Source organism: Vibrio navarrensis, from assembly GCF_015767675.1.
Lineage (GTDB): Bacteria > Pseudomonadota > Gammaproteobacteria > Enterobacterales > Vibrionaceae > Vibrio.
In genome coordinates this window covers 2,453,680-2,476,343 of record NZ_CP065217.1, presented here as the reverse complement: position 1 = coordinate 2,476,343, position 22,664 = coordinate 2,453,680, and the positions used below count along the sequence as shown (strand labels likewise).

The 22,664-nt window shown below is 46.8% G+C and carries 20 protein-coding genes; 17 read left to right on the top strand and 3 right to left on the bottom strand.

From position 1 onward, the window contains the following. Nucleotide 1: 1 nt before the first annotated feature. The 4 genes from folC to purF all read left to right on the top strand — a co-directional run bounded on the left by folC (nt 2) and on the right by purF (nt 3,923). Entirely contained in the window at nt 2-1,264 is a 1,263-nt protein-coding gene (gene folC / locus I3X05_RS11805) for a bifunctional tetrahydrofolate synthase/dihydrofolate synthase (protein WP_045570537.1), read from the top strand. Beyond that, nucleotides 1,265-1,819 (top strand): SPOR domain-containing protein, encoded by a 555-nt coding sequence (locus I3X05_RS11800; RefSeq protein ID WP_045570538.1) that lies wholly within the window; start codon nt 1,265-1,267, stop codon nt 1,817-1,819. It abuts the gene before it with no gap. Nucleotides 1,820-1,880: 61 nt separating this feature from the next. Then, nucleotides 1,881-2,375: a CvpA family protein gene (locus I3X05_RS11795; protein ID WP_045570539.1), complete on the top strand. Its 495-nt coding sequence runs from the start codon at nt 1,881-1,883 to the stop codon at nt 2,373-2,375. A 33-nt stretch (nt 2,376-2,408) separates the two neighbouring features. After that, nucleotides 2,409-3,923, top strand: a complete 1,515-nt coding sequence (purF, locus tag I3X05_RS11790; protein WP_045570540.1) for an amidophosphoribosyltransferase — start codon at nt 2,409-2,411, stop codon at nt 3,921-3,923. Nucleotides 3,924-3,977: 54 nt separating this feature from the next. On the opposite strand, the gene I3X05_RS11785 is transcribed toward purF, so the two are convergent. Beyond that, nucleotides 3,978-4,865 (bottom strand): LysR family transcriptional regulator, encoded by an 888-nt coding sequence (locus I3X05_RS11785; protein WP_202933408.1) that lies wholly within the window; start codon nt 4,863-4,865, stop codon nt 3,978-3,980. 278 nt (nt 4,866-5,143) lie between these two features. Between I3X05_RS11785 and I3X05_RS11780 the strand changes: the two genes are divergently transcribed. The 7 genes from I3X05_RS11780 to recR all read left to right on the top strand — a co-directional run bounded on the left by I3X05_RS11780 (nt 5,144) and on the right by recR (nt 10,827). Next, the gene (locus I3X05_RS11780; RefSeq protein WP_045570542.1) at nt 5,144-6,241 is read left to right on the top strand and encodes a response regulator; all 1,098 of its coding nucleotides are present in this window, start codon (nt 5,144-5,146) and stop codon (nt 6,239-6,241) included. Nucleotides 6,242-6,424: 183 nt separating this feature from the next. Beyond that, complete coding sequence (locus I3X05_RS11775; protein WP_039430069.1) at nt 6,425-6,556, top strand: hypothetical protein; 132 nt, start codon at nt 6,425-6,427, stop codon at nt 6,554-6,556. A gap of 42 nt (nt 6,557-6,598) precedes the next feature. After that, the gene (locus I3X05_RS11770) at nt 6,599-6,964 is read left to right on the top strand and encodes a YbaN family protein (RefSeq protein ID WP_082069679.1); all 366 of its coding nucleotides are present in this window, start codon (nt 6,599-6,601) and stop codon (nt 6,962-6,964) included. A 164-nt stretch (nt 6,965-7,128) separates the two neighbouring features. Next, a complete protein-coding gene (gene apt / locus I3X05_RS11765; RefSeq protein WP_045570543.1) occupies nt 7,129-7,674 on the top strand; it encodes an adenine phosphoribosyltransferase in 546 nt (181 codons plus the stop codon). 8 nt (nt 7,675-7,682) lie between these two features. Then, the gene (dnaX, locus tag I3X05_RS11760) at nt 7,683-9,803 is read left to right on the top strand and encodes a DNA polymerase III subunit gamma/tau (RefSeq protein ID WP_045570544.1); all 2,121 of its coding nucleotides are present in this window, start codon (nt 7,683-7,685) and stop codon (nt 9,801-9,803) included. Nucleotides 9,804-9,878: 75 nt separating this feature from the next. Next, nucleotides 9,879-10,208, top strand: coding sequence for a YbaB/EbfC family nucleoid-associated protein (locus I3X05_RS11755; protein WP_039430063.1), 330 nt, complete (start codon nt 9,879-9,881; stop codon nt 10,206-10,208). A 16-nt stretch (nt 10,209-10,224) separates the two neighbouring features. Next, nucleotides 10,225-10,827: a recombination mediator RecR gene (recR, locus tag I3X05_RS11750; RefSeq protein ID WP_039440073.1), complete on the top strand. Its 603-nt coding sequence runs from the start codon at nt 10,225-10,227 to the stop codon at nt 10,825-10,827. Between the two features lie 54 nt (nt 10,828-10,881). Here the strand turns inward: recR and I3X05_RS11745 are convergent, their stop codons facing one another. Continuing rightward, entirely contained in the window at nt 10,882-11,274 is a 393-nt protein-coding gene (locus I3X05_RS11745) for a hypothetical protein (protein ID WP_045570545.1), read from the bottom strand. After that, nucleotides 11,267-11,629, bottom strand: coding sequence for a hypothetical protein (locus I3X05_RS11740; RefSeq protein ID WP_045570546.1), 363 nt, complete (start codon nt 11,627-11,629; stop codon nt 11,267-11,269). The genes I3X05_RS11745 and I3X05_RS11740 overlap by 8 nt, the downstream gene beginning before the upstream one ends. 167 nt (nt 11,630-11,796) lie before the next feature. Between I3X05_RS11740 and I3X05_RS11735 the strand changes: the two genes are divergently transcribed. The 6 genes from I3X05_RS11735 (at nt 11,797) to I3X05_RS11710 (ending at nt 22,597) form a co-directional block, all read left to right on the top strand. Next, nucleotides 11,797-12,144 (top strand): hypothetical protein, encoded by a 348-nt coding sequence (locus I3X05_RS11735; RefSeq protein ID WP_045570547.1) that lies wholly within the window; start codon nt 11,797-11,799, stop codon nt 12,142-12,144. Nucleotides 12,145-12,156: 12 nt separating this feature from the next. Continuing rightward, a complete protein-coding gene (locus tag I3X05_RS11730; RefSeq protein WP_045570548.1) occupies nt 12,157-19,431 on the top strand; it encodes an RHS repeat-associated core domain-containing protein in 7,275 nt (2,424 codons plus the stop codon). A 272-nt stretch (nt 19,432-19,703) separates the two neighbouring features. Beyond that, nucleotides 19,704-20,827 (top strand): IS3 family transposase gene (locus I3X05_RS11725; RefSeq protein WP_337970741.1). Its coding sequence is split into 2 segments (ribosomal slippage): nt 19,704-19,956 and nt 19,956-20,827, totalling 1,125 coding nucleotides; the frame shifts between segments, so codons are not numbered across the junction. 461 nt (nt 20,828-21,288) lie between these two features. Then, on the top strand, nt 21,289-21,741 hold the full coding sequence (locus tag I3X05_RS11720; protein WP_337971192.1) for a reverse transcriptase domain-containing protein: 453 nt from the start codon (nt 21,289-21,291) through the stop codon (nt 21,739-21,741). Between the two features lie 14 nt (nt 21,742-21,755). Then, nucleotides 21,756-22,052, top strand: a complete 297-nt coding sequence (locus I3X05_RS11715) for a reverse transcriptase domain-containing protein (protein WP_337970740.1) — start codon at nt 21,756-21,758, stop codon at nt 22,050-22,052. A 128-nt stretch (nt 22,053-22,180) separates the two neighbouring features. Next, nucleotides 22,181-22,597 carry a group II intron maturase-specific domain-containing protein gene (locus tag I3X05_RS11710; RefSeq protein ID WP_337970739.1) on the top strand — a complete coding sequence of 139 codons (417 nt, stop codon included), beginning with the start codon at nt 22,181-22,183 and terminating at the stop codon, nt 22,595-22,597. The last annotated feature ends 67 nt before the right edge of the window (nt 22,598-22,664 follow it).

Here is a 22,664-nt window from a genome sequence, read left to right as displayed (position 1 = left end):
GATGAAGCAAAACCCAATTCCTCAAGCCACATCCCCAATAGCGGTGTGGCTTGATTATTTAGCAAATATTCATACTTCAGCAATTGACCTTGGTCTTGATCGCGTTCAAGTGGTTGCGACTAAGGCCCAACTCACCAAACCTGCCCCGACGATAATCACTGTTGCGGGAACCAACGGCAAGGGTTCAACCTGTGCATTAATGGAAGCGATCCTGTTAGATGCCGGGTATTCCGTGGGCGTGTATAGCTCACCTCACCTGATTCGTTACAACGAGCGCGTGCGTGTTAATGGCGTGGATCTCGCAGACGATAAACACAGCGCAGCGTTTGACTTTATTGAAAAACAGCGTGGTGAGACAAGCCTGAGTTTTTTTGAATTTGGCACCTTAGCGGCGCTGAGACTATTTCAAACCGAGCAAGTGGATGTCGTGCTACTCGAGGTGGGCCTCGGTGGTCGCCTCGATGCCACCAATGTGGTGGACCACGATGTGTGCGTTATTACCAGCTTGGCTTTGGACCACGTTGATTGGTTAGGCGATGACATTGCGGTGATCGGCTATGAAAAAGCAGGTATTTTCCGCAGCGGCAAACCAGCGATCTGCGGTCAACCGACTCCGCCAGCCACCGTCGCTGCTCACGCAGACGACATTAGCGCTGAGTTCTATCAGGTTGGTATCCAATTTGATTATCAGCAGCAGGGTGAACGTTGGAACTGGCAACATGGTGCGTTTGCGTTAGAGGATCTCCCTGTCCCTGGGTTGCCTTTGCCCAATGCCGCGACGGCCTTGATGGCACTTGGGGTCTCTAATTTAGAGATCAGTGATATCAACATCGTCAACGGCCTGAAAAATGCGCGCTTAGCCGGACGAATGCAAGTGTTGCAGCAATCGCCGTTGGTGCTGATGGATGTGGCGCATAATCCACACTCAGCGCAATACCTAACTCGCCAGTTACAGTTGAACTATCCTGATAAAACCATCCGTGTGGTGGTCGCGATGCTGCATGACAAAGATATCCGATCAACGCTAGCCGCGCTTTCTCCTGTCGCGGCGCATTGGTATCCCGCTTCATTGACCGGACCAAGAGCGGCCAACGCTCGCGAGCTGCTAGGCTACTTGCCGCCGGAAACGGTTGGATACGAGACGCCTGTCGCGGCGTTTGAGCAAGCAATGAATGACGCCAGCAGCGAAGAAATGGTGTTGGTGGTGGGTTCGTTTCATACCGTTGGTGAAGTGCTGGAGTATTGGCAACAAAAAGGTAATTAAATGGCAAGTAAGTTTCAAAGCCGGCTGGTCGGAACCATCATTTTGGTGGCGATTGGGGTGATTATCCTACCGGATGTGTTGGATGGAGAAAAACTGCACTACCGAGAAGAGTTTGCCACTATCCCGATTAAGCCAGAGCTCGACAGCGAAGTGGAGAACTTTGAGATCCTTGAACCTGTCGAAGACACCATGGCGCTGCCGGAGTCACCCGTCATGACCACGGTGACGTCGAAAGATGGCTCTGCGAGTAAAGATAAGCCGAGCAAAGAGGAAGTCGCCGTTGCCGTTCAATCGGTCGAAGAGAAAAACAGCTATCAGGATTCCGGCTGGATTATTCAATTGATGGCGCTGCGTAATGCCGAAAATGCTCAGAACATGGTGAAGGATCTGCAAAAGCGTGGTTATCAAGCGCACACGATCCAAGAAAACGGTTTTACCCGCGTTGTCATCGGTCCAGATGTTTCAAAAAGTAAACTGGAGCGACAGATCCTAGAATTGGAAAAAATTACCGGTTCGAAAGGTCAGTTGCTCAAATTTAGACCATTAAACCCATAAGAAAACGTTTGCGTCGGCATTTTTTCTGTTAAAATGCGCGCCAACTTAAGATGAAGAAAAAATGAATTGGTTAGATTTTGTCATTTTAGGGGTGATCGGATTTTCAGCTCTGATCAGTTTAGTTCGCGGTTTTGCCAAAGAGGCATTGTCGTTGGTGATTTGGTTTGGAGCCTTTTTTATCTCCAGTAATTACTACACCAAACTTGCGGTGTATTTTACCAACATCGAAGACGACATGTTTCGCAACGGATCTGCGATAGCGGCACTGTTTGTCGCAACCTTAGTCGTTGGTGCAGTCGTCAATTATGTGATTGCTCAACTGGTACAAAAAACAGGGCTATCAGGTACCGACCGGATTCTCGGTGTGGTGTTTGGTGGTTTACGTGGAGTGCTGATCGTCTCTGCGGTGCTGTTTTTTATGGATGCGTTTACTGCATTCCCAAGCTCGGAGTGGTGGAAGAGTTCGCAGTTGGTTCCCGAATTCAGCCGCATCATCGCCCCCTTCTTCGAGCATTTACAAGCAACATCAAGTTTTTTGTCTGGCACTTTCAGATAGTGCCAGCAACTGTCGCAAATCGAGGATTAGGACATGTGTGGTATTGTTGGAATCGTGGGCACAACCCCTGTAAACCAGTCAATTTATGACGCGTTAACAGTGTTACAGCATCGTGGCCAAGATGCCGCTGGTATTTGTACCATAGAAAGCAATCGTTTTCGTCTGCGTAAAGCAAACGGCCTGGTGAAAGATGTTTTTGAAGCAAAACACATGCAGCGTCTACAAGGAAACGTTGGTATCGGCCATGTACGTTATCCGACAGCAGGCAGTTCTAGTGCCTCGGAAGCTCAGCCATTTTACGTAAACTCTCCTTTTGGCATTTGTCTGGCGCACAATGGTAATTTGACCAATGCTCATGAAGTTCGTCAAAAACTGTTTGAAAAAGACCGTCGCCACATCAACACCACCTCGGATTCGGAAGTTCTGCTCAATGTGCTTGCACATGAAATTGATACCGTCAAAGGCAATGTGACCGCAGAGGATGTTTTCCGCGCCATCACCAATGTTCATCGTACGATCCGCGGTGCTTATGCGGTGACGGCGATGATTATTGGCCACGGAATGGTGGCTTTTCGTGACCCGCATGGTATTCGCCCGCTTTGTTTGGGTAAGCGTGAAGACAATGGCCAGACGGAATACATGGTGGCTTCTGAGTCTGTCGCGCTTGATGCGGTGGGTTTTGACTTCCTACGTGATGTGGCTCCCGGTGAAGCTATTTATGTCACCTTCGATGGACAGCTGTTCTCGAAACAGTGCGCCGATAACCCGAAACTCAATCCATGTATTTTCGAATTTGTTTACTTTGCTCGTCCTGACTCTTTTATCGATAAGATTTCCGTTTACAGTGCGCGCGTAGAGATGGGTAAAAAACTTGGCGAACGCATTAAAGAAGAGTATGCCGATCTCGATATCGATGTGGTGATCCCCATTCCAGAGACGTCTTGCGACATCGCCCTGCAAATCGCCCAAGCGATTGATATTCCCTACCGACAAGGATTTGTGAAGAACCGCTACGTCGGTCGTACTTTCATCATGCCAGGTCAACAACTGCGCAAGAAATCGGTACGCCGTAAGCTCAATGCCATACGTTCTGAGTTTAAAGACAAAAACGTGTTGCTGGTTGATGACTCTATCGTGCGTGGCACCACCTCTGAGCAGATTATCGAAATGGCGCGTGATTCCGGCGCAAAGAAAGTGTATATCGTTTCCGCGGCGCCAGAAGTACGTTTCCCGAACGTCTATGGCATTGATATGCCAAGTGCTAACGAATTGATTGCGCACGGACGTGACAACGAAACCATCTGTAAGCTGATCGGTGCCGATGCGCTGATTTTCCAGAAATTGGAAGATTTGGTGGACGCCGTTGGTATGGGCAACCCAGACATTACCCAGTTCGATACCTCGGTCTTTAATGGCGAGTACGTGACGGGTGATATCGACCAACAGTATCTCGATTTTCTTGATTCACTGCGCAACGATGATGCGAAATTGCAGCGTGAAATTCAGCAGGACTTAGCCAACCTAGAGCTGCACAACGAAGAAGCGTAGCGTTCAACGTTGTACACAATGAAAAACCAGAGCCGCGGCTCTGGTTTTTTGCTTTCAGCTCCTGTATTCGTGCAGGTCGTAGGCAATCACGTAATCAATAAACAGGCGCACCTTCTCTGGCAGATGATCTTTATGGTTATACAGCATGTAAATGTCGCGTGGGTTTGCGCTCCAATCGGGCAGGATACGTACCAGACTGCCGTTGGCGATGTATTCACGGATCATCACATCTGGCATCAAAGTAATGCCTAGACCTTCTGAACAAGCGCTGCGTACCACATTGAGCGCATTGGCTTGGAAACGTCCTCTGTCGACGTTAATCACCGTCTCGCCTTTACTATTGCTTAGCGACCATTTCATCAAAGGATGGCCTTTTAACAGCGAGTGGTAGTGTAGATCTTCCGCATGAGTTGGAGCAGGATGGGTACTCAGATACGCTGGGCTGGCGACTAAAATGTCTTTGACTTCGCCGATTTTGCGCGCAATCAAGCTGGAGTCACGTTGTGGGCCGACGCGAAAAATGACATCCCATTCGGTTGGGTCAAGCTGATCGGCATTGCTTTCTGTGGTGAGTTCAATATTAATTTCTGGGTATTTGTGCATAAAGCCGTTTAGCATCGGCATCATCATGCGTTTGGTCAGATTGTATGGGGTTGAGATTTTGATCTTCCCTGACGCTCCGCGGCATTCATCTGTGATCTCTTCCGCCGCGCTCGTGAGCCGTTGCAGTAGCGGTGAGCATTCATGGAAGAAGCGCTCGCCTGCTTCAGTCAGAGACAGTTTACGCGCATGTCGATTGAGCAAGCGTAAGTTCACGGACTCTTCCAGGGCTTGAATGCGTCGGGTAATGGTCGCCACGGGAATCATGGTCTTGCGCGAAGTTGCGGTATAGCTCCCATTTTCGACTACTAATCGAAATAGGTTTAGATCATCTAGTTTCATATTTCCTGACACATCGATTTACCAAAGAGGCCTAATTTAGCGCTAACTTTGCAATCAAAGCTTGCTTCATGTCAACATGTCGCACTGTTTAGCGTTTCCCATATATCTAGTAGGAAGTGCTGATATAGTGTGGAACATTTGTATAAATCGCCTTTAACAGCTAACTTTTAAACAACGCAATTGGGATGTTCGCAGGGAGCGAAATCGCATTGTTCAATTACCCAATACAATAATAAAAAATCGTTAACTACTTTGACTGAGTGCGTGAGGTGAAGCATATGTACAAGACTCACAGTCAAACGGCAACGGCCTCGGCAAGGGAAGCAGCAACGTCAACACAGATCATGCTTGTTGACGATGATCCCATTTTCCGTCGTATCACTAGTGCGTATTTGGCTGGGTTAGGATACAAGGTTGTCGAGTCGGAAAATGGATTGCAAGCGCTGCAACTGCTGCGTGAGCACGATCCTGACGTGGTCCTTTGTGATCTGTCCATGCCAGTGCTAGATGGCATCGAATTTGTAGAGGAAGTGAGTTTGGAATACCCTTCACTGCCTCTGATTGTCGTGTCTGCGACCGATGAGATGTCCGATGTGGCCAAAGCGCTTCGCTATGGCATCAAAGATTTTCTGCCCAAACCGATAGGTAATTATGGCCATCTAGCCCAAGCCATTGAAAATACCTTGGAAGATTCTTTTCATCATATTGCCGATCAACGAGATTTTTCCAGTCAGTGGTTTCGTGTTGATGACGGTGGGCAACTGCCTGATGAACAAGAGCTGCATTGGCACCTGAGCTACTTGCAAGACAATCCCAGCGCAGCAAAAGACTTGCTTCATGCTTTGTTGCCGGAGAGAGACACTTCGCTAGGTGATTGGAAATGTTCTTATAAGCTGTTGCAATCTGCCGATATGATGCCGCTCATTTTCGACTATCGGTGGCTGATGAGCGGACAGTTTGCGTTTTACTTGGTCGATTCATCATCGGTGGAGCAGGGCGGCGCTGCCAGTACTTTGCTAATACGCGCGCTATTTGATGACTACCTTCGCCATCTGAAAAGCTTTAACGCGGATCTGAAAGACATCGCTGATGTTCTTGAGAAAGGCATCCGCTATTCTGAGTGCGCCGAACCCATCAATGCTCTGTTTGGTATTGCCGATCTGACTGACGGGACGGTTTCTCTGCTTCCCGCAGGTCTAGATAGCGTGTGGTCAAACGGATATAGCAAACAGCATATTTCGGCGGGTAAGAAGCTGGGTCATGGCTGCTTAGCTAACTTTGTTACTCGGGACTTGGCGATTCACAGCGTAGGCCAGTTGACTTTGGGCTGTTTGGGAACATCCAGTTTCAGTCTGACGATGATGCGTAAAAACTAGCTCTTTATCAGAATGACAAACGTGATGGTGTCCGTCACGTTTGTCATTTAACCTTACTTTTCTTCGGTGTTTGGCCGGAGACCTTTGCTGTATAGTTGCCGCGCAACAATAATAAGCCACTTTGGTAACCTCAGGTTAACCAGTGAGCAAAAGTAAAGTTATCTAGCGAAGAGTAGTGACATCATGGCAAACGAAGACTTCAAAGAGCCGTACAACCTTTTTTATTTCCTTGGTTTTATCGCGGTGCTTTTAATTCCAACCCTACCTGCAACCTTAACCTGGCTACGTGTTTTTAACGGTTACGCTGGTTTTTAAATACTGGAGTCCATCATTCGTATTCGCCGTTTTCTGCTTAATATCGTTGGTGGGCTCAGTTTATGCTTAGGCATTGCAGGCATTGTCTTACCGCTTTTACCTACCACTCCGTTTATCTTGCTAGCCAGCGCTTGTTTTCTACGTTCTAGCCCACGATTCCATCATTGGTTACATCGCCACAAAACGTTTGGCCCGGTATTGACCAACTGGCAGCAACACCGAGCCGTTACTCCACAGGTGAAAAATCGTGGTGCGCTATTTATCCTTTTCAGTTTTGCCTTTTCCATTTGGTTCGTCCCGTTTCTCTGGCTGAAAATTGCGCTGATGTGCGGGTTAATCGTTTTGCTTAGCATTTTTGTACGTCTCCCTGTGATTGGTTCGGTTGATGAGTGCAGGGAAAGTGACTAGAATTGGGAAGAAAAGTGTGCCCGCTCTTCGAGTGGGCGTTTGTTTTTTTAGCGTTATGGACTTTCGATGTCAGCCCTATAACGACGAGAACCACCCGTTCCTTGCCCTCATAATAGCGTGATAACAACAGAGGGCGGTGAGCCAATCTTAAGTAAATCGATATTATGACTACCAACACAATTTCACAGATCAAAGCCAGTATAAAAAGCATTCAGGATTACCCAAAGCCGGGGATTCTCTTTCGCGACGTGACCAGTCTGCTGGAAGACGCTGCGGCCTACCAAGCGACCATTCAACTGCTGGTCGACAAATACAAAGAGATGGGCTTTACCAAAGTGGTCGGCACAGAAGCACGTGGTTTCCTGTTTGGTGCGCCACTTGCGTTGCAACTGGGCGTCGGCTTTGTCCCTGTGCGTAAGCCGGGTAAACTGCCACGCGCGACGCTAGCTCAATCCTACGAGCTCGAGTATGGCGTTGATACGCTGGAAATCCACGTTGATGCGATCAGCGCAGGTGATAAAGTTTTGGTGGTTGATGACCTTCTGGCCACCGGCGGTACCATTGAAGCAACCACTAAACTGATCCGCCAACTAGGTGGTGTGGTCGAACACGCTGCTTTTGTGATCAACCTGCCAGAGATTGGTGGTGATAAACGTTTAGAAGCCCTAGGCCTTAACGTTTACAGCATCTGTGAATTCGAAGGACACTAATTAAGTCAATGAGTTATTTAGCTTTAGCGCGAAAGTGGCGTCCGCGTCAGTTCAAGGAAGTGGTTGGGCAGAGTCATGTTTTGACCGCATTGGAAAATGCACTAGCCCACAATCGCTTACATCACGCTTACCTTTTTAGCGGTACTCGAGGGGTAGGTAAAACCACTATTGGACGACTGTTTGCCAAAGGATTGAACTGCGAAACGGGCATTACCTCGCAGCCTTGCGGCCAGTGTGCGACTTGTCAGGAGATTGACCAAGGCCGTTTTGTCGATCTGCTGGAGATTGATGCCGCTTCTCGCACTAAGGTGGAAGACACTCGTGAACTGCTGGATAACGTGCAATACAAACCAGCACGTGGTCGATTCAAAGTCTATCTTATCGACGAAGTTCACATGCTCTCGCGTCACTCTTTCAATGCGCTGTTAAAAACGCTGGAAGAGCCGCCGGAGTATGTGAAGTTCTTACTCGCAACCACCGATCCACAAAAACTGCCAGTGACTATTTTGTCGCGTTGTTTGCAGTTTCATCTCAAACCAATTGGCGTTGATGCAATTCACCAACAGTTGGATGTGATCCTCGCCAAAGAGCAAGTGACGGCGGAAGCGCGTGCACTTGGCATGATTTCCTATGCTGCCGATGGCAGTATGCGTGATGCGCTGAGCTTAACTGATCAAGCGATTGCGCTCGGTAATGGCAACATCCTCACTGACGTTGTAAGTCACATGCTCGGCACCATCGATACTGACCAAGCTATTCATCTTCTGGAAGCCATCAGCAGCAAACAGCCGCAAGTCGCGATGGAAAAAGTGGCGTATCTGGCGCAAAACGGTGTTGAGTGGGATGGCCTACTTCAGCAGTTAGCGACGCAGTTGCACCGTGTCGGTATGTATCAGCTATTACCGTCTACACTCGATAAAAGCCAGCCCGATGCGGAAAAAATTGAGCTGTTGAGCCGCAGTTTGTCGCCGCAAGACGTGCAGCTTTTTTATCAAATTAGCTTGAAAGGGCGGCAAGACTTGCCGCTTGCGCCAAACGGCCGCATCTGTATGGAAATGATCGTGTTGCGTATGATGGCATTTCGTCCAGCAACAGCGGCGCAGATAAATCTTGTTTCAAGCGAGAGCACACCGGTTTCTTCGCCCGCTCCTGCGCCTGTAGAGCAAGCTCAAGCACCCGCATCGTCCAGCGCACCAGCCAGTCAACATGCACAGGTAACGGGTGGTCAGCCCAATGTGCAACCTGAGCCATCACGCCCTTTAGCGTCTGCACCACCGATGCAACAGCCGCCAGCGCAGTATGATGTGCCGGCGCACTATATGGATGACGTTCCAACGGATGATAGGCCACCAGAGCACTATGAGTCGCCCTATCACCCCGACGTGCGCGAAATGGCAACGCCTGCTGCTGAATCTCCAGCGCCAACTCCTGCTACAGGGTTGCGCCATCAGCTGAGATCGCAGCGCAAAGGCTTACAACAAAGTGGTGGGGCAAAAAAGCCTAACGCGACATCGGCGAGTAAAGAGTCGGTGTTAGATCGCGTCGCGCAGAAAAATGCCGGCACGATGTCGATGTCGCCAAGCAAAGTTGCGGCCATAGAAACGGTGGTAGAGGCGGATAACGAGCCTTATCAGTGGCGTCCAACCCTTGCACCGCAGCAACCAAAACAGAAAGAGCTGACGCCAAGTGAAATCAAACGTGCTCTTGAGCATGAAAAAACGCCAGAGATGGCGGAAAAGCTGATCGCGCAATCCCTTGAACAAAGTGAATGGGCGCGCCTTATTACTCGATTGGAGACGGCAAAACTGGTTGAGCAGCTTGCTCTCAATTCAGTCTACCAAAAAGAGGGCTCGACCATCGCCTTGACGCTACGGCCGCATCAGCAACACTTGAACACCGACAAGGCGCAAAACGAGCTGCTGCACGCACTCAATCGAGTGCTGGGAGATGAGTGTCATCTTTCGGTCGAGATTGGCGAGCAAGGTGAAACACCTTTGGAGCTGCGTGAGCGTCTCTATCAGCAGAAATTACAGCAGGCTTTTACCAGCCTAGAAGAAGATCCTAACGTGCAGTTTATTTTGCGCCGCTTTAGCGCGGAACTGGACAGAGACAGTGTTCGACCTGTCTAAAATATTCCCGGGGTTGAAATATCGCTTTCTCGACCCCATCCATTGTGAACACCTCATTCAACCAGAGAGATAAACATGTTTGGTAAAGGCGGTATGGGCAACTTAATGAAGCAGGCCCAGCAAATGCAAGAGCGCATGCAAAAGCTTCAAGAAGAAATCGCGAATATGGAAGTGGTGGGTGAATCAGGCGCGGGTCTGGTTAAAATCACCATCACAGGTAGCCACAGCGTGCGCCGCGTTGACATCGACGAAAGCTTGATGGAAGACGATAAAGAGATGCTGGAAGATTTGATCGCCGCTGCGTTCAATGATGCGGCGCGCCGTGTTGAAGAGACGCAAAAAGAGAAGATGGCAAGCATCACTGGCGGTATGCAACTACCACCGGGCATGAAAATGCCTTTCTAATCGACAAGGTTAGCCAATGCGTACCAGTCATATGCTGGAACAATTGATGGAGGCCTTACGTTGTCTACCTGGGGTTGGCCCCAAGTCGGCGCAGCGTATGGCCTTTCATTTGTTACAGAGAGACAGAAAAGGCGGATTGCAGCTTGCAGACGCCCTAAATCATGCGATGACCGAAATCGGCCACTGCAACGAATGCCGAACCTTTACTGAAGAGGAAGTGTGTAGCATCTGCACCAATCCAAAACGTCAGGAAAACGGCTTATTGTGCGTGGTGGAAAGCCCGGCAGATATCGCCGCCGTAGAAGCTACAGGGCAGTTTTCTGGCCGCTACTTTGTGCTGATGGGGCATCTATCGCCTTTAGATGGCATCGGCCCGAGTGATATTGGTTTGGATGTGCTGGATTATCGTTTGCGTCGTGGTGACATCACGGAAGTGATTCTGGCGACCAACCCAACGGTTGAAGGCGAGGCCACCGCGCATTACATCGCAGAGTTATGCCGTGAGCATCAAGTGACTGCTAGCCGTATTGCCCACGGGGTGCCTGTTGGCGGCGAGCTTGAGCTGGTGGATGGCACAACCTTGTCTCATTCGCTCCTCGGGCGGCACAAGCTTTTTTAGCCGAGTTCTGTGTAAAAAACCGCGCCTTGGCGCGGTTTTTTTGTTCAACATAGGCTAAAGGATAATCTCGACACCTTGTATGAGTGCGCCATAAGTCGGATCGCATATTTCTTTTTGAAGATAGAGCATTACTTGCTTCTTCTGAGCATGGGCCGTCATGATGAGCGATTGCCAGGTGCCATTCCAGTTTTGATTCCATTCATTTGGACTCGGAGAGCGATAACTGGCTATTTTTCCTTCTTGTGTCGCAGCACAACCTATCTCTATCGGCTCTTTGAATTTTACAAATAATTTTGAACGTTCAGTGTTTCCGTAAGGTTGGTCCATCAGGTGTCCCATTTTCTCTATAGTCACTGGCCCATACCATTTACCTATCTCAGCACTAGCATTTGTGGCAGTCAGCAGTGCGATTAGGAAAAAAGCTTTTAGTCCTGTATTTCTATTCATTGATGACCTCAATTCCCCATAAGTTTAATCCATGTGTAGCGTGACACGCACCAGTCAATAGTATTCTCACTGGTTTGTTTTGCGCTTGTGCTGCAAGTGCGCCAGAAAAAATAGCGTCAACAACGATGTAATTGTCAGCGACGTTAGTAACTCTTCTGGTAGTGTTATTCAGTTCACAAGTCGTTTCTATGGACTCATTAAATTGGATTGATACTCGGTGGACATGCTGAATCTGGCGAGATACGCTTTTAATTGTATAAGGACCGTACCATTTTGTCCCTGCGTCTGTGTAGATTTCAGAGTGTGAAGCAAAAGAAAGTAGTAAACTGATAATGCCGATGATGATTTTTTTCATATTCCTAGCCTAAGTTATTTATTTGAAGCTCCTATTATCTACAGGTATTAATTACGGAAAAGTATTTTTTACACTTTATATTAAGTGTGTGAAGTATGTCATTGTTGAATGTATTTCTTCTTTTGGATTTAAAGCATATCTATTATTTTCTCTATTTTGGAGGTTGAATGGAAAAGGGAATAATACCTAAAGTATGGATATCGGTGACATTTGTCACAATACTTATTCTGCTAATAATAAATATTTTACTTTGGTCTGATTTTGGTACGAAAGATTCAGTTGAAGAAAAATATTTAAAACGCTCTGAGAATTTCAGCAGCGATCTTGGGAAAGAAACTTTTACTGTTGAAAAGCTCAATAGCCAGATTGCCGTTAAGAGTTTGCGACAATCGGTGTTTAATGATGGTTTTGATATTAAAGCTACTGATGTACAGAGTAGTTCTGACGGTGAAAATATGGAAATCAACAAGAGAATTTCTAATTTAGAAAAAGAAATAATAGAGTTGTCTAATTAAAAAGGCTTAAGAATGAATAAATGGCTAGGTTTACTCATATCAGGAATAGCGATACCAGCGTGGTCTTCGACGGTTGGTACACTTCCCGGTGAGCTCTCAATCGAACAAGGGGTCGCCTATTATCAGATCCCATTGAATCTTCCCAATGGTATCGGTGGTATTCAACCCGCACTCGCACTTAGCTATTCCAGTGCTGGAACGTTGCGAAGCGCACTTGGCGCAGGTTTTACACTCAGTGGCTTATCGTCTATTAGCCGTTGTGGTGATGTGCCTTATATCGATGGTGATTACAATACAGTCACATTGACGGAAACCGACAATTACTGCCTTGATGGTAACCGACTTGTTGCTGTAGACGGAACGATTGGCAAAGATCAGTCAATCTACACTACCTATATCAATACTCAAGCGAAATTAACGCTCTCCGGTAATACAACCAGCAGCAATAGCTATTTTGTCTTACAAGAGAAAAACGGTTCATCCAAGCGTTACAATTACCATGAGTTGTCACAATCTTGGTTGCTTGCGTCAGAGTTAAGTCACCCCAAATCTGCGCCGATAAACTACCACTATGATGATTTAGGCCAGTTAGCGTCGATAGAGTATGACATTTACCAGGTAAGCTTTAATTATAAAAACATCTATAATTCTACTTCCTCATTTATTACTCACTCCAAGGTCAATGGAGTAGTTAAAGCTCAACGTGAACATCTGCATAAAATTGATATTAACATCAATGGCAAGTTGAAAAATTACTACAAGTTCCACTATGACTTGCAAGCTGGAATGGCTGAAACAGCGGGTGCTTTCCTGAGTAAAGTGGAGTATTGCGATAAAAATGATGTTTGTATGCCAGGGACTCGCTTTGATTGGCAAGCCATGACACTTCCTCAAGCCAATAAGCCATATTTTGGCCAAACCGTTCTCAGCCATGATTTGCAAAACTGGGGCAATATACAAATGCCTGCCAATTGGGGGGCTGCGGTAACTCACAGTTGGTGGGTTGATATCAATGGCAACGGTATTAGTGATTTTTGTAAAACAGGTAATACCGGATTGATATGCCACCTTGATGTCGGCACGAATCTCTCGGTTAAAACGTACTCAATAAGCCAATGGGGCGATAAGGATGCTCACTGGTGGATTGATATTAACAGCGATAGCAAATCCGATTTTTGCCGCGTGGAATCCGGTCAGTTACATTGTGATAGTTTTAACCCAGATGGTACAACGGAGAAACTGCAGTGGCCTTTATCTCTGTTGGGTATGAAAGAGTTTCGTTGGTGGAAAGACACCAATGCCAATGGTGTTCCTGAATACTGTCGTCGCCTTGGTGATGAATTGCTGTGTTCAGAGCCGCAAGCTGATGGAGAGTGGTCTGATACCGTCAGCGTTAAAGGTATGCAATGGGCTAGCGCCGATTCAACATTTTGGGTGGATTTGAACGGTGATGGAAGCAGCGATCTTTGCAGTGTGGATTATAAAACCGTTCGATGTACTTTTTTCTCTGGCTCCGATGTCTTGGAGAAAAACAAAACTTATTCGCTGTCTGCAGAAACCAAAGTTGATAGCCGTTGGTGGGTGGATGTTAACGGCGACGGTGCGAGTGATTTTTGTCGAGTAACCAAAAATGACTTCGGCCAAGAGAAAAATTTAACCTGTTCACTAGGTTCGCTGGGCACAATCGAACAATTGGAAGATGATATTGTATTGGTTGGAGGTATTGATTGGACTGCCGAGCTTGGCGCAGCAGACAAACGTTGGTGGGTTGATTTAGACCAAGATGGCGTAGTGGATTTCTGCCGTGGCGTAGGCAATACCGTTAAATGTTCCAACATCAACAAACGCAGTTACGATTTTTCGGTGAACGCTTGGGGAAGCGGATTTAACTCCTTTATGGACTTGAACCAAGACGGTGTGATTGATTTTTGCAAAAAAGTATCTAACCGTATCGAGTGTCAAGCGGCAACACAAAACAATCATGGTACTTTGTTGCTCAAAAGCGTCACAAATGGTCTGGGCCATAAATCGAGAGTCTGGTTTGGCCCTTATAAAGATCACACCATTGTGGAATCTTTTCAGTCCGCAGAACCCGGTAAACGAAACCTACCGGCATCTTATCCGGTGGCTTATCGTTTAGAGACAGACAACGGGAAAGGGAAAAACAACTATCTGTTTCAGTTTGGTCCTGTGCGCAACTCCTTCGATGGGGCAACTGAATCTGGTTTTACTTGGATCCGTCAACGAGACTTTGTCGATGGCATCAATACACGCAACGCGGAAACTCATTTTTATACTGAGTTTCCCTATACGGGCTTGATTAGAAAACACACCGATTACTTAGGTAACCATCAGAACTTGTCTGCAGATTGCGAAGAGTGCTTCGAAGGCTCATTTTGGAACTTTAGAGAGTTAAGACTACTTGGCTCTTCGCAAATGGATTATGCAAGTCATCAACAAACCTTAACCGCAACCAAGATTCGTCGTTCAGAAACCCAAGTGGCACGTGAAGTAGAGCTACTTGCCTCAGACTACAAACTCGTTGAATATCAGGGGAAAAAATATGCTTCTGATGCAGATAAGTTTGTTCCGATCGGTGGTTCGCCACTAACACCAATTATTGTTCCATCAACGCAGTATTTCTTAGTGGAAGAGGAGGTTACAGATCCTCAAATAGCTTCACCAATTTGGTCCATGTCTACGGTATCGGATCAAATGAATGCGGAATTATTGCAGCAGCGTCTTCCTACCCAAATCGTAAAGGCGGTTAAGAAAAGTGACTATACAACGGTCGTCAATTACATTTCGACACCAATAAACCGTTCTAGTTACGCGACCTATCAGAAGCAAAGAGTCGATACGCGCTATACCGATACGGGGGATGTGCAAAGTGTTGTAAAAGTAGAGCAGTTGGATGTTGATCAGTTTGGCAATGTTGGAAAAGTAATTACTACAACGTCTGGTGTTAACCCAATAACTGGTCGGGAAGAAGTCTTCAGTGAGATCACAGAAAACCGTTACTCTAACAATGAGAGTCGGTGGCTTGTCGGTCTGTTAGAGCATACCAAAACAACGCTTGTACATAGCGATGGGTCGCAAAGTAGCAAAGAAGCTGCGTTTGCCTACGACCCTCAAACTGGATTGCTAGTTGAACAAATTGAATACCCCGGAACAGCTTTTGCGGTCAAAACTGCAAAACAGAGAAATGCCCAAGGTATTGTTGAACTTGAGGCAATCACTGCCACCAACGGAAGCTTTAATGAAACACGCTCAACAGAATATCAGTTTACGTATGAAGGCGATGTGGTCAAAACTAAAATCACTAACCCTCTGGGCCAAATTGTTGAAGAGTCCATGGATCTTTATCAAGGAGTTATCTCAAATAGCGGCGCTAATGGTTTAACAACGACAACGACGTTAGACGGTTTTGGTAGAGAAACACACATTCGTACTTCAAATGGTATGCTACAAAGTGCCATTCACAGATATTCAGCGGACAGTGACAATTGTAAGTTTTCTCTATCCAACGCAGTTTACTGTATTGTCAATGAATCCATAGGTGCTGGTAAGAAAATCAGTTTGTACGATTTTCTTGAACGAGAAGTGCGAAAAGCGACACTTTCTGTTGATGGTAAATGGGTGCTAGTTGACTCTTCCTATGACGCCAAAGGGAACTTAATTTCGGTTACCAAACCCTACTACCAAGGGGACATTCCACAGTACATTACTACCGCATACGACGATTTAGGGCGTATCGTTTCCGTTCGAGAACCTGGTCCTGCGGGTAAAGAAGAAAACTGGGTAACGTATCAATATGCCCCTTTCTCTGTGGCAAAAACGGATGCCAACGGTCGGGTTAATACTACCTATACGAATGTACTGGGATGGGAGATCCAGAAAACCGAACCTCAAGGTGGGAGCATTCGCTACGAATACTATGCGAACGGTTTACTCAAAAATGCGATTGCTTCTGAGGGGGAAATGGTTTCCACCAAATACAACTTGCAAGGGAAGAAAACGTTTATAGACGATCCAGATCTTGGAATTTGGACATATGTGTATGACGGTTTTGGGCAGTTGATACAACAAACGGATGCAAAAGGACAAACAGTCAATTTCTCCTATGACAAGTTGGGCCGAAAAAGTGCTCAAACCGAAGAGAATGTCGTAATAGCCAATGGAGAAGAGCAGAGTAAGAGCAGAACCATCTACTGGAGATACGATCAGGTCGGTTCTCGGCAATGGGTTGGAGCGTTACTGCAGACCGAAGTCGTTGGAGAAACGATTAAGAATTTTGTGTATAACGACAAAGGGTTACTTAGCCGTGAAGAAGTGATCACTGAAGATCATACGTTTACTCGCGACTTAGAATACAACACGATTGGGCAACTGATTCGTGAATCTCGACCTGACCAGTTTGTACTCCATTATGAAAGAGATGGTGCCACGGGGATAAACACCGAGGTATGGGGGGACATTTCTCAAGCGCAAGTTAACTTTACTGAGCAAGAGTTTAAGCAGGTGATTCAACCTTTGATCACTGAAGCACTGGCTAAAGCGAAGGAGTATGTTTCAAACATTAGGGACTTGCAGGAACAACAATATTTCTACGCCCAAAGACGGAAAGAGTATGAAGCTTTGCAAGCCAATGTTATTTCGTTTGATGGTCGAGCTGAGAACGAACAATTTTCTCAGAGAATGTATTCCGAATTGCATGGCCGACCACTGACGGTATATGTAGATGAATATGGAGAACGCTATTTTGAAGTCTCTTCTCGCACGGTGCTGATTCCAGCTAATGTACTTATTCCCATCATTCAGCAGCCTAAATTCCATCTGAAAATAGAAGGGAATTTGCTGAGACAAGTCAGTTTGGAAGAGTGGGAGATGGTGAAAAATCTGCTGCAGGATGAGGGACAGATTGCGTATTATGGCAATTACTCTCGTGACGGTGGTATGAGTTTAGCCACATTTAATCTGGACAGAGACGATCCACTTTACGATCAACGCATGAGAGCGATGTTTACCGAACTTACCGATCTTGCGGGAGAAATTGATCGACTGGAGTATGTTGAACAGCTAACAACTCAGCGAATGCAAAGCTACCTAGCTGCGGCAGAGCAACTAGTGAAGTTGGTGAAACAGGTCAAACTGGTCTCTCAGAAATATCAAGCCTTGGCGAGCCAATCTCAAAGCGAATCCAATTGGCTTAGCGAGTTGAAAGAACAAAATCCAGATGCAGGTAAAGTGACCTATTGGAAACTGAATGCGTTGGATGCTGAGGGGCGTATCACATCCGAAATATTCGGCAATGGTTTGGTAAACAGTTACGACTATCACGAAGGAAACGGACAGCTACTGAATATCTATACTAAGCAAGGCACGAAACTCGTACGCGGTATTCATTATAGTTACGACCGGATGGACAATGTGAAAAGTCGCCATGACTTAGTCAACGACATCAAGGAAACCTACTATTACGATAAGCAAGACCGCTTGACAGACTATTATCTGGAAGGGGTAAACCAAGCTCACGCTGATAACCCATTGTTTAATAAAACGTACTCGATGGCATACGCAGCCAACGGCAATATCCGATACAAATCCGACGTTGGACACTATGTGTACGCAGATCCCAAGCATAAACATGCTGTTACGCAAGTTGGTGAGTTGACTTATTCCTATGATGCTAACGGAAATATGCTGTCAGACAGTAATCGCGATATTCGATGGAACGTGTGGAATAAACCTACTGAAATTGTGAAGGGTAATGCTTGGGTGCGCTTCAACTACGATGAATCCAATACTCGTTATCAAAAACAGACAAATACTGGTGATACTACTTGGTATTTTGGCAAGGTATATGAAAGAACAGAGTTAAGTTCAGGGGACATTCAACACAAGCAATTTATTTACGCTGGTGATGGCTTGGTTGCTGTAAATATTAATACCGTTAAAACTGATGGCTCGGGAAATTTTGCTTCTGTCGATCGTCAAATTCGCTACAGTCATGCTGACGCATTGAAGTCTGTTGATATGGTGACAGATATGTGGGGCAATGTGGTGGACCGTAAGCTATATGATCCTTGGGGTAAAGTTCGACCATTTGAATGGGCCCAACCGCAAAATGTTCTTTTGCAAGCTGTCATGTTTAATCGAACCTACACTGGTCATGAGAGTATTGATGAAGTCGGCCTGATTCATATGAATGGTCGCCTGTATGATGCCTCAATTGCTCGATTCATTAGCGCTGATATCTTCATCCAATCGCCGGATAACAGCCAATCTTTCAATAGGTACAGCTATGTACTGAATAATCCGCTGAAGTACAACGATCCTTCGGGGCATTTCTTTAAGCGAATAGGCAGAGAGTTCCGAAGACAATGGAACGATCTTAAAGACTTTGTCGACAAACATCGGAAGATCGTTGCGATTGTTGCAAGTGTTGTTGTCACGGTTTATACCGGAGGAGCCTATGCCGGTATGCTTGCTAAATATGGCGGTAGCTATTTAGTCTCAGGAACGATGGCGAACGGAATTACGGCTGGTGCGCTGGCGGGGGCATCTGGTGGTGCATTTGCGGGGGGAATATTGACGGACAGTTGGGACGGCGCATTGAGAGGGGCTGCGGTAGGAGCAATTACTGGTGCTATTGGTGCATATAATGGCTTGAGCCCAACGAAAGGTTGGCTAGATGCGACACGTAAAGTGGCCGTGGCCGCGACCGGAGGGTGCGCAACTGGGAAAATTGTTGGTGGCTCGTGCAGTGATGGCGCTAAGTTTGCGGCATTATCTCAAGCGATCATTTTAGGCTTTGAGTATATGAAGAATGCTACTGACAGCTATAAGCTTCGCTCTTGCCGAGGAAGTCATTCAATCTGCAAATACAATAAAGATGGTGATTTATTAACGGATGGTACTCGTGGCCATAAACAAATACCTGGGACATCTCCCAATGGAGGTAACGAGTATACTCGGATGTTTGTCAATGGAGGTATGGCTCCAGAAGCATCAGGGCGGCATCTCTATAGCGAAAATGGTTTAATTGGCCGTTTTATTAATAAAGTGTCAAAGGTTCATGACTATTTTAACTCGGATATATCTAAGTTATTTGGATTCCAAGGTTATGATTCATGGAGTGGTCAGTGGTTGCAAGGAACGCACAGTTACAATTTCGCGTTTCAAACTTATAGTTTTGTTGGAATGTTGCCAGCGGCAATATACACAGGTGCTGCGTTAGTCGCTCCATATCCGGTGTATCCTTACACACAGTTAGGTCGGAAATAAGTGGAATAGGTAAAATAGAACAAGGCGGATATCATATCCGCCTTTTTTATTGTGCGCCGAGCATGGCGTTGATCTAGGAGGTGAAAGTCCTCTACGGGCTCAGTCGAGCGAGAACCGTTAGCCTATGCAAGGGTGTTCACCGTGAGGTGAAACCTGAAGGAAGCAAACGGCAAAACTTGGTTGTGACGAACAGAGAAGTGGCCCCCGATTTTCGGACATGACTTTAAGTGGTCGATCTGTTTTGATAGTACCCAACAATACAGGGACAGATTATGACTAGAAAACGTAGAAACCACTCTCCTGAGTTTAAAGCTAAGGTGGCACTCGATGCCGCTAAAGGCGATAAAACCGTCGCTGAGTTAGCTCAGAAATACAACCTGCACGCTAACCAAATCTCGACATGGAAAAAGGAGCTGCTTGAAAACGCAGCCATGATTTTTGCCACCGAAAATCACACAGGAAAAGAGAATTCCGAAGAAGTGGACAAACTTCACGCCAAGATCGGTCAATTGACCATGGAAAATGATTTTTTGGCCAAAGTGCTCGGTCGTTAGACCGAGCCCAGCGAAAGAGTTCGCTGGTTAAATCCACCCCATTGCCGATAAAGCGCCAGTGTGAGCTGCTCAATATTGCTCGCTCTGCCGCTTACTATCAACCCATAGGACTCTCTGCTGAGGAGATTGCGTTGCGCCGTATGATTGACGAAATTCATCTTCAGTATCCGTTTATGGGCAGTCGGCGCATTCGAACTGAGCTGGCTAAGAAGGGTCATAGCGTTAATCGTAAGCGTGTTGTTCGACTCATGCGCGATATGGGGATTGGGGCGATTTACCCCAAGCCCAAAACGACGCTGGCGAACAAAGCACACAAGGTGTATCCCTACCTGTTGCGTGATATCGAAGTCACTTACCCAAACCAAGCTTGGGCGATTGATATCACGTACATCCCAATGGCGAAGGGGTTCCTGTACCTCGTTGCTATTATCGACTGGTATAGCCGCAAAGTGCTGGCTTGGCGACTATCCAACACCATGGACACGAGTTTTTGTATCGAAGCGCTTGAGGAAGCGCTGAAGCATTATGGGCCACCTGATATCTTTAACTCAGATCAAGGCAGCCAGTTTACCAGCACAGAGTTCACACAGAAGTTAATTGAACATGACATACGTATAAGCATGGACGGGAAAGGCCGCTGGGTTGACAATGTTTTCATTGAGCGATTATGGCGAAGCCTGAAATATGAGGAGGTTTACTTAAAGGCTTATACCACGCCCCGTGAAGCCGAGCTTGAAATCGGCAACTACATGGTGTTTTATAATGAAGAGCGTAACCATCAAGGACTCAATAACCTCACTCCTGATGAGGCCTACTTCGGTAGGCAAAGATACGCAGCATGAGCTGGGTCAACCACTTAAGAAATGAGCTTATGCGTCCAACCATTGGGGTCCACTTCTCAGAAACCTGATAGTAGGCCTGTACAACTTGGGTAACCTAGCAATAGATAGAATAGCCCAATGCCTCGACGGGAAGTGTGTATAGGTAAATCAGGCATGACCAAGGGAAAGAGCAACGTCTTACCTCGGGAGAGCTCATTGCCTGTCTCAGATGAGACCAACACAGCAGTGATGTTGTGTGATGGGCAATGAGAAGTCAGCAGAAGGCATAGTACTTTGAGGAAGTACAACTCAAAGGAAGGCCAGAACTGAATATATCAAGAAGCAGTCACTATTTACTCAATGATGTGGAGTCATAGCAAGATGGAAAACATCTCTACGTCCCAATGGGCAATACCGCAAGTAAAGCTCATGGTCACGAAGAATGACAAGCATGATCGGCGTAGAAAGGAGGACGAGTCTTGGTGACCCCCACTCCGCTGATGGAACAAATCAGCTCCTCAGCGAATTTGAACCATGCCCTTCGACGCGTGAAGAAGAACAAGGGGTGCGCAGGTGTCGACAGACTCGACATCACAGCGACCATCTCTAAACTTCGACAAGCTTCAAATGGGCAAGCGCTCCGCCAGAGTCTTCTGGACGGAAGCTACCAACCTCAACCAGTTCTGGGTGTAGAAATCCCCAAGCCGAATGGTGGCGTCAGGCAATTAGGTATCCCTACGGTACTGGATAGGATAGTCCAACAGGCGATCACATCAGTACTGTCAGAGCTCTATGAGCCGACGTTCTCCAACAGCAGCTACGGGTTCAGGCCGAACCGCAGTGCGCATCATGCGCTTGCGGCAGCAAGCCGCTATATCAGAGAAGGGCGGGGTTATGTAGTGGATATCGATCTGCCAAATACTTCGACACGGTGAACCATGATAGGCTGATGCACAGATTATCTAAGGACATTAGTGATAAACGAGTATTAAAGCTCATCAGGTCCTATCTACAGGCAGGCTTAATGCGAGATGGGTTAGTAGAGCGAAGACAACGAGGAACACCACAGGGTGGGCCATTATCTCCGTTACTTTCCAATATTGTATTAGATGAACTGGACAAAGAGTTAGAGCGAAGAGGGCATAAGTTCTGTCGATATGCAGATGACTGCCAAATCTACGTTCTTAGTGAGGAAGCCGCCCATCGAGTCAAAGAGTCGATAACGGAGTTCTTGAGCAGAAGCTAAAGCTCACGGTAAATCGTGAGAAAAGTGCAGCAACAAGAGTGACGGAGCGAGCTTACCTAAGCCATAGCTTCAAGATAGACGGAACCCTCCAGATATCAAAATCGGCACAAGCTCAAATGAAGAAGCGAGTGCGGAAAATAACGAAGCGAAATCGAGGTCGAGAGTTGTCGGTAATCCTCACCGAGTTAACCCAATACCTACGAGGTTGGCAGCACTACTTCAAGCTCGCCATAGGTCAAAGTGCGATGCAGCGCTTAGACGAATGGATACGGCGTCGGTTGAGATGCTACCGCCTGAAACAGCGCAAACGCAGATACAGCATAGCGACATGGTTACAACGACAAGGTGTAACAGAGCGAAATGCGTGGAAGCTGGCGATGTCAGATAAAGGGTGGTGGCGCTTAGCACTCTCGCCCCAGTTGAATCACGCAATGCCAATCAAATGGTTCGAGGAGAGGGGGCTTTACTCATTGAGAGATGGGTATGAGTCACTAAAAGTGTATTCGGAACCGCCGTATGCGACCCACGCTTGTACGGTGGTGTGAGAGGACGGAGGCCGTGAGGCCTCCTCCTACTCGATTCAGAAGAAAAATGGATTAGCAGGTTTTCAAT

Coding starts and splice junctions, on each gene's coding strand:
- I3X05_RS11800 (WP_045570538.1), top strand. CDS start 1,265: ATGGCAAGTAAGTTTCAAAGCCGGCTGGTCGGAACCATCATTTTGGTG.
- I3X05_RS11745 (WP_045570545.1), bottom strand. CDS start 11,274: ATGAATAGAAATACAGGACTAAAAGCTTTTTTCCTAATCGCACTGCTG.
- I3X05_RS11735 (WP_045570547.1), top strand. CDS start 11,797: ATGGAAAAGGGAATAATACCTAAAGTATGGATATCGGTGACATTTGTC.
- recR (WP_039440073.1), top strand. CDS start 10,225: ATGCGTACCAGTCATATGCTGGAACAATTGATGGAGGCCTTACGTTGT.
- I3X05_RS11715 (WP_337970740.1), top strand. CDS start 21,756: ATGCACAGATTATCTAAGGACATTAGTGATAAACGAGTATTAAAGCTC.
- apt (WP_045570543.1), top strand. CDS start 7,129: ATGACTACCAACACAATTTCACAGATCAAAGCCAGTATAAAAAGCATT.
- folC (WP_045570537.1), top strand. CDS start 2: ATGAAGCAAAACCCAATTCCTCAAGCCACATCCCCAATAGCGGTGTGG.
- I3X05_RS11730 (WP_045570548.1), top strand. CDS start 12,157: ATGAATAAATGGCTAGGTTTACTCATATCAGGAATAGCGATACCAGCG.
- I3X05_RS11740 (WP_045570546.1), bottom strand. CDS start 11,629: ATGAAAAAAATCATCATCGGCATTATCAGTTTACTACTTTCTTTTGCT.
- I3X05_RS11780 (WP_045570542.1), top strand. CDS start 5,144: ATGTACAAGACTCACAGTCAAACGGCAACGGCCTCGGCAAGGGAAGCA.
- I3X05_RS11795 (WP_045570539.1), top strand. CDS start 1,881: ATGAATTGGTTAGATTTTGTCATTTTAGGGGTGATCGGATTTTCAGCT.
- I3X05_RS11785 (WP_202933408.1), bottom strand. CDS start 4,865: ATGAAACTAGATGATCTAAACCTATTTCGATTAGTAGTCGAAAATGGG.
- I3X05_RS11755 (WP_039430063.1), top strand. CDS start 9,879: ATGTTTGGTAAAGGCGGTATGGGCAACTTAATGAAGCAGGCCCAGCAA.
- dnaX (WP_045570544.1), top strand. CDS start 7,683: ATGAGTTATTTAGCTTTAGCGCGAAAGTGGCGTCCGCGTCAGTTCAAG.
- I3X05_RS11775 (WP_039430069.1), top strand. CDS start 6,425: ATGGCAAACGAAGACTTCAAAGAGCCGTACAACCTTTTTTATTTCCTT.
- purF (WP_045570540.1), top strand. CDS start 2,409: ATGTGTGGTATTGTTGGAATCGTGGGCACAACCCCTGTAAACCAGTCA.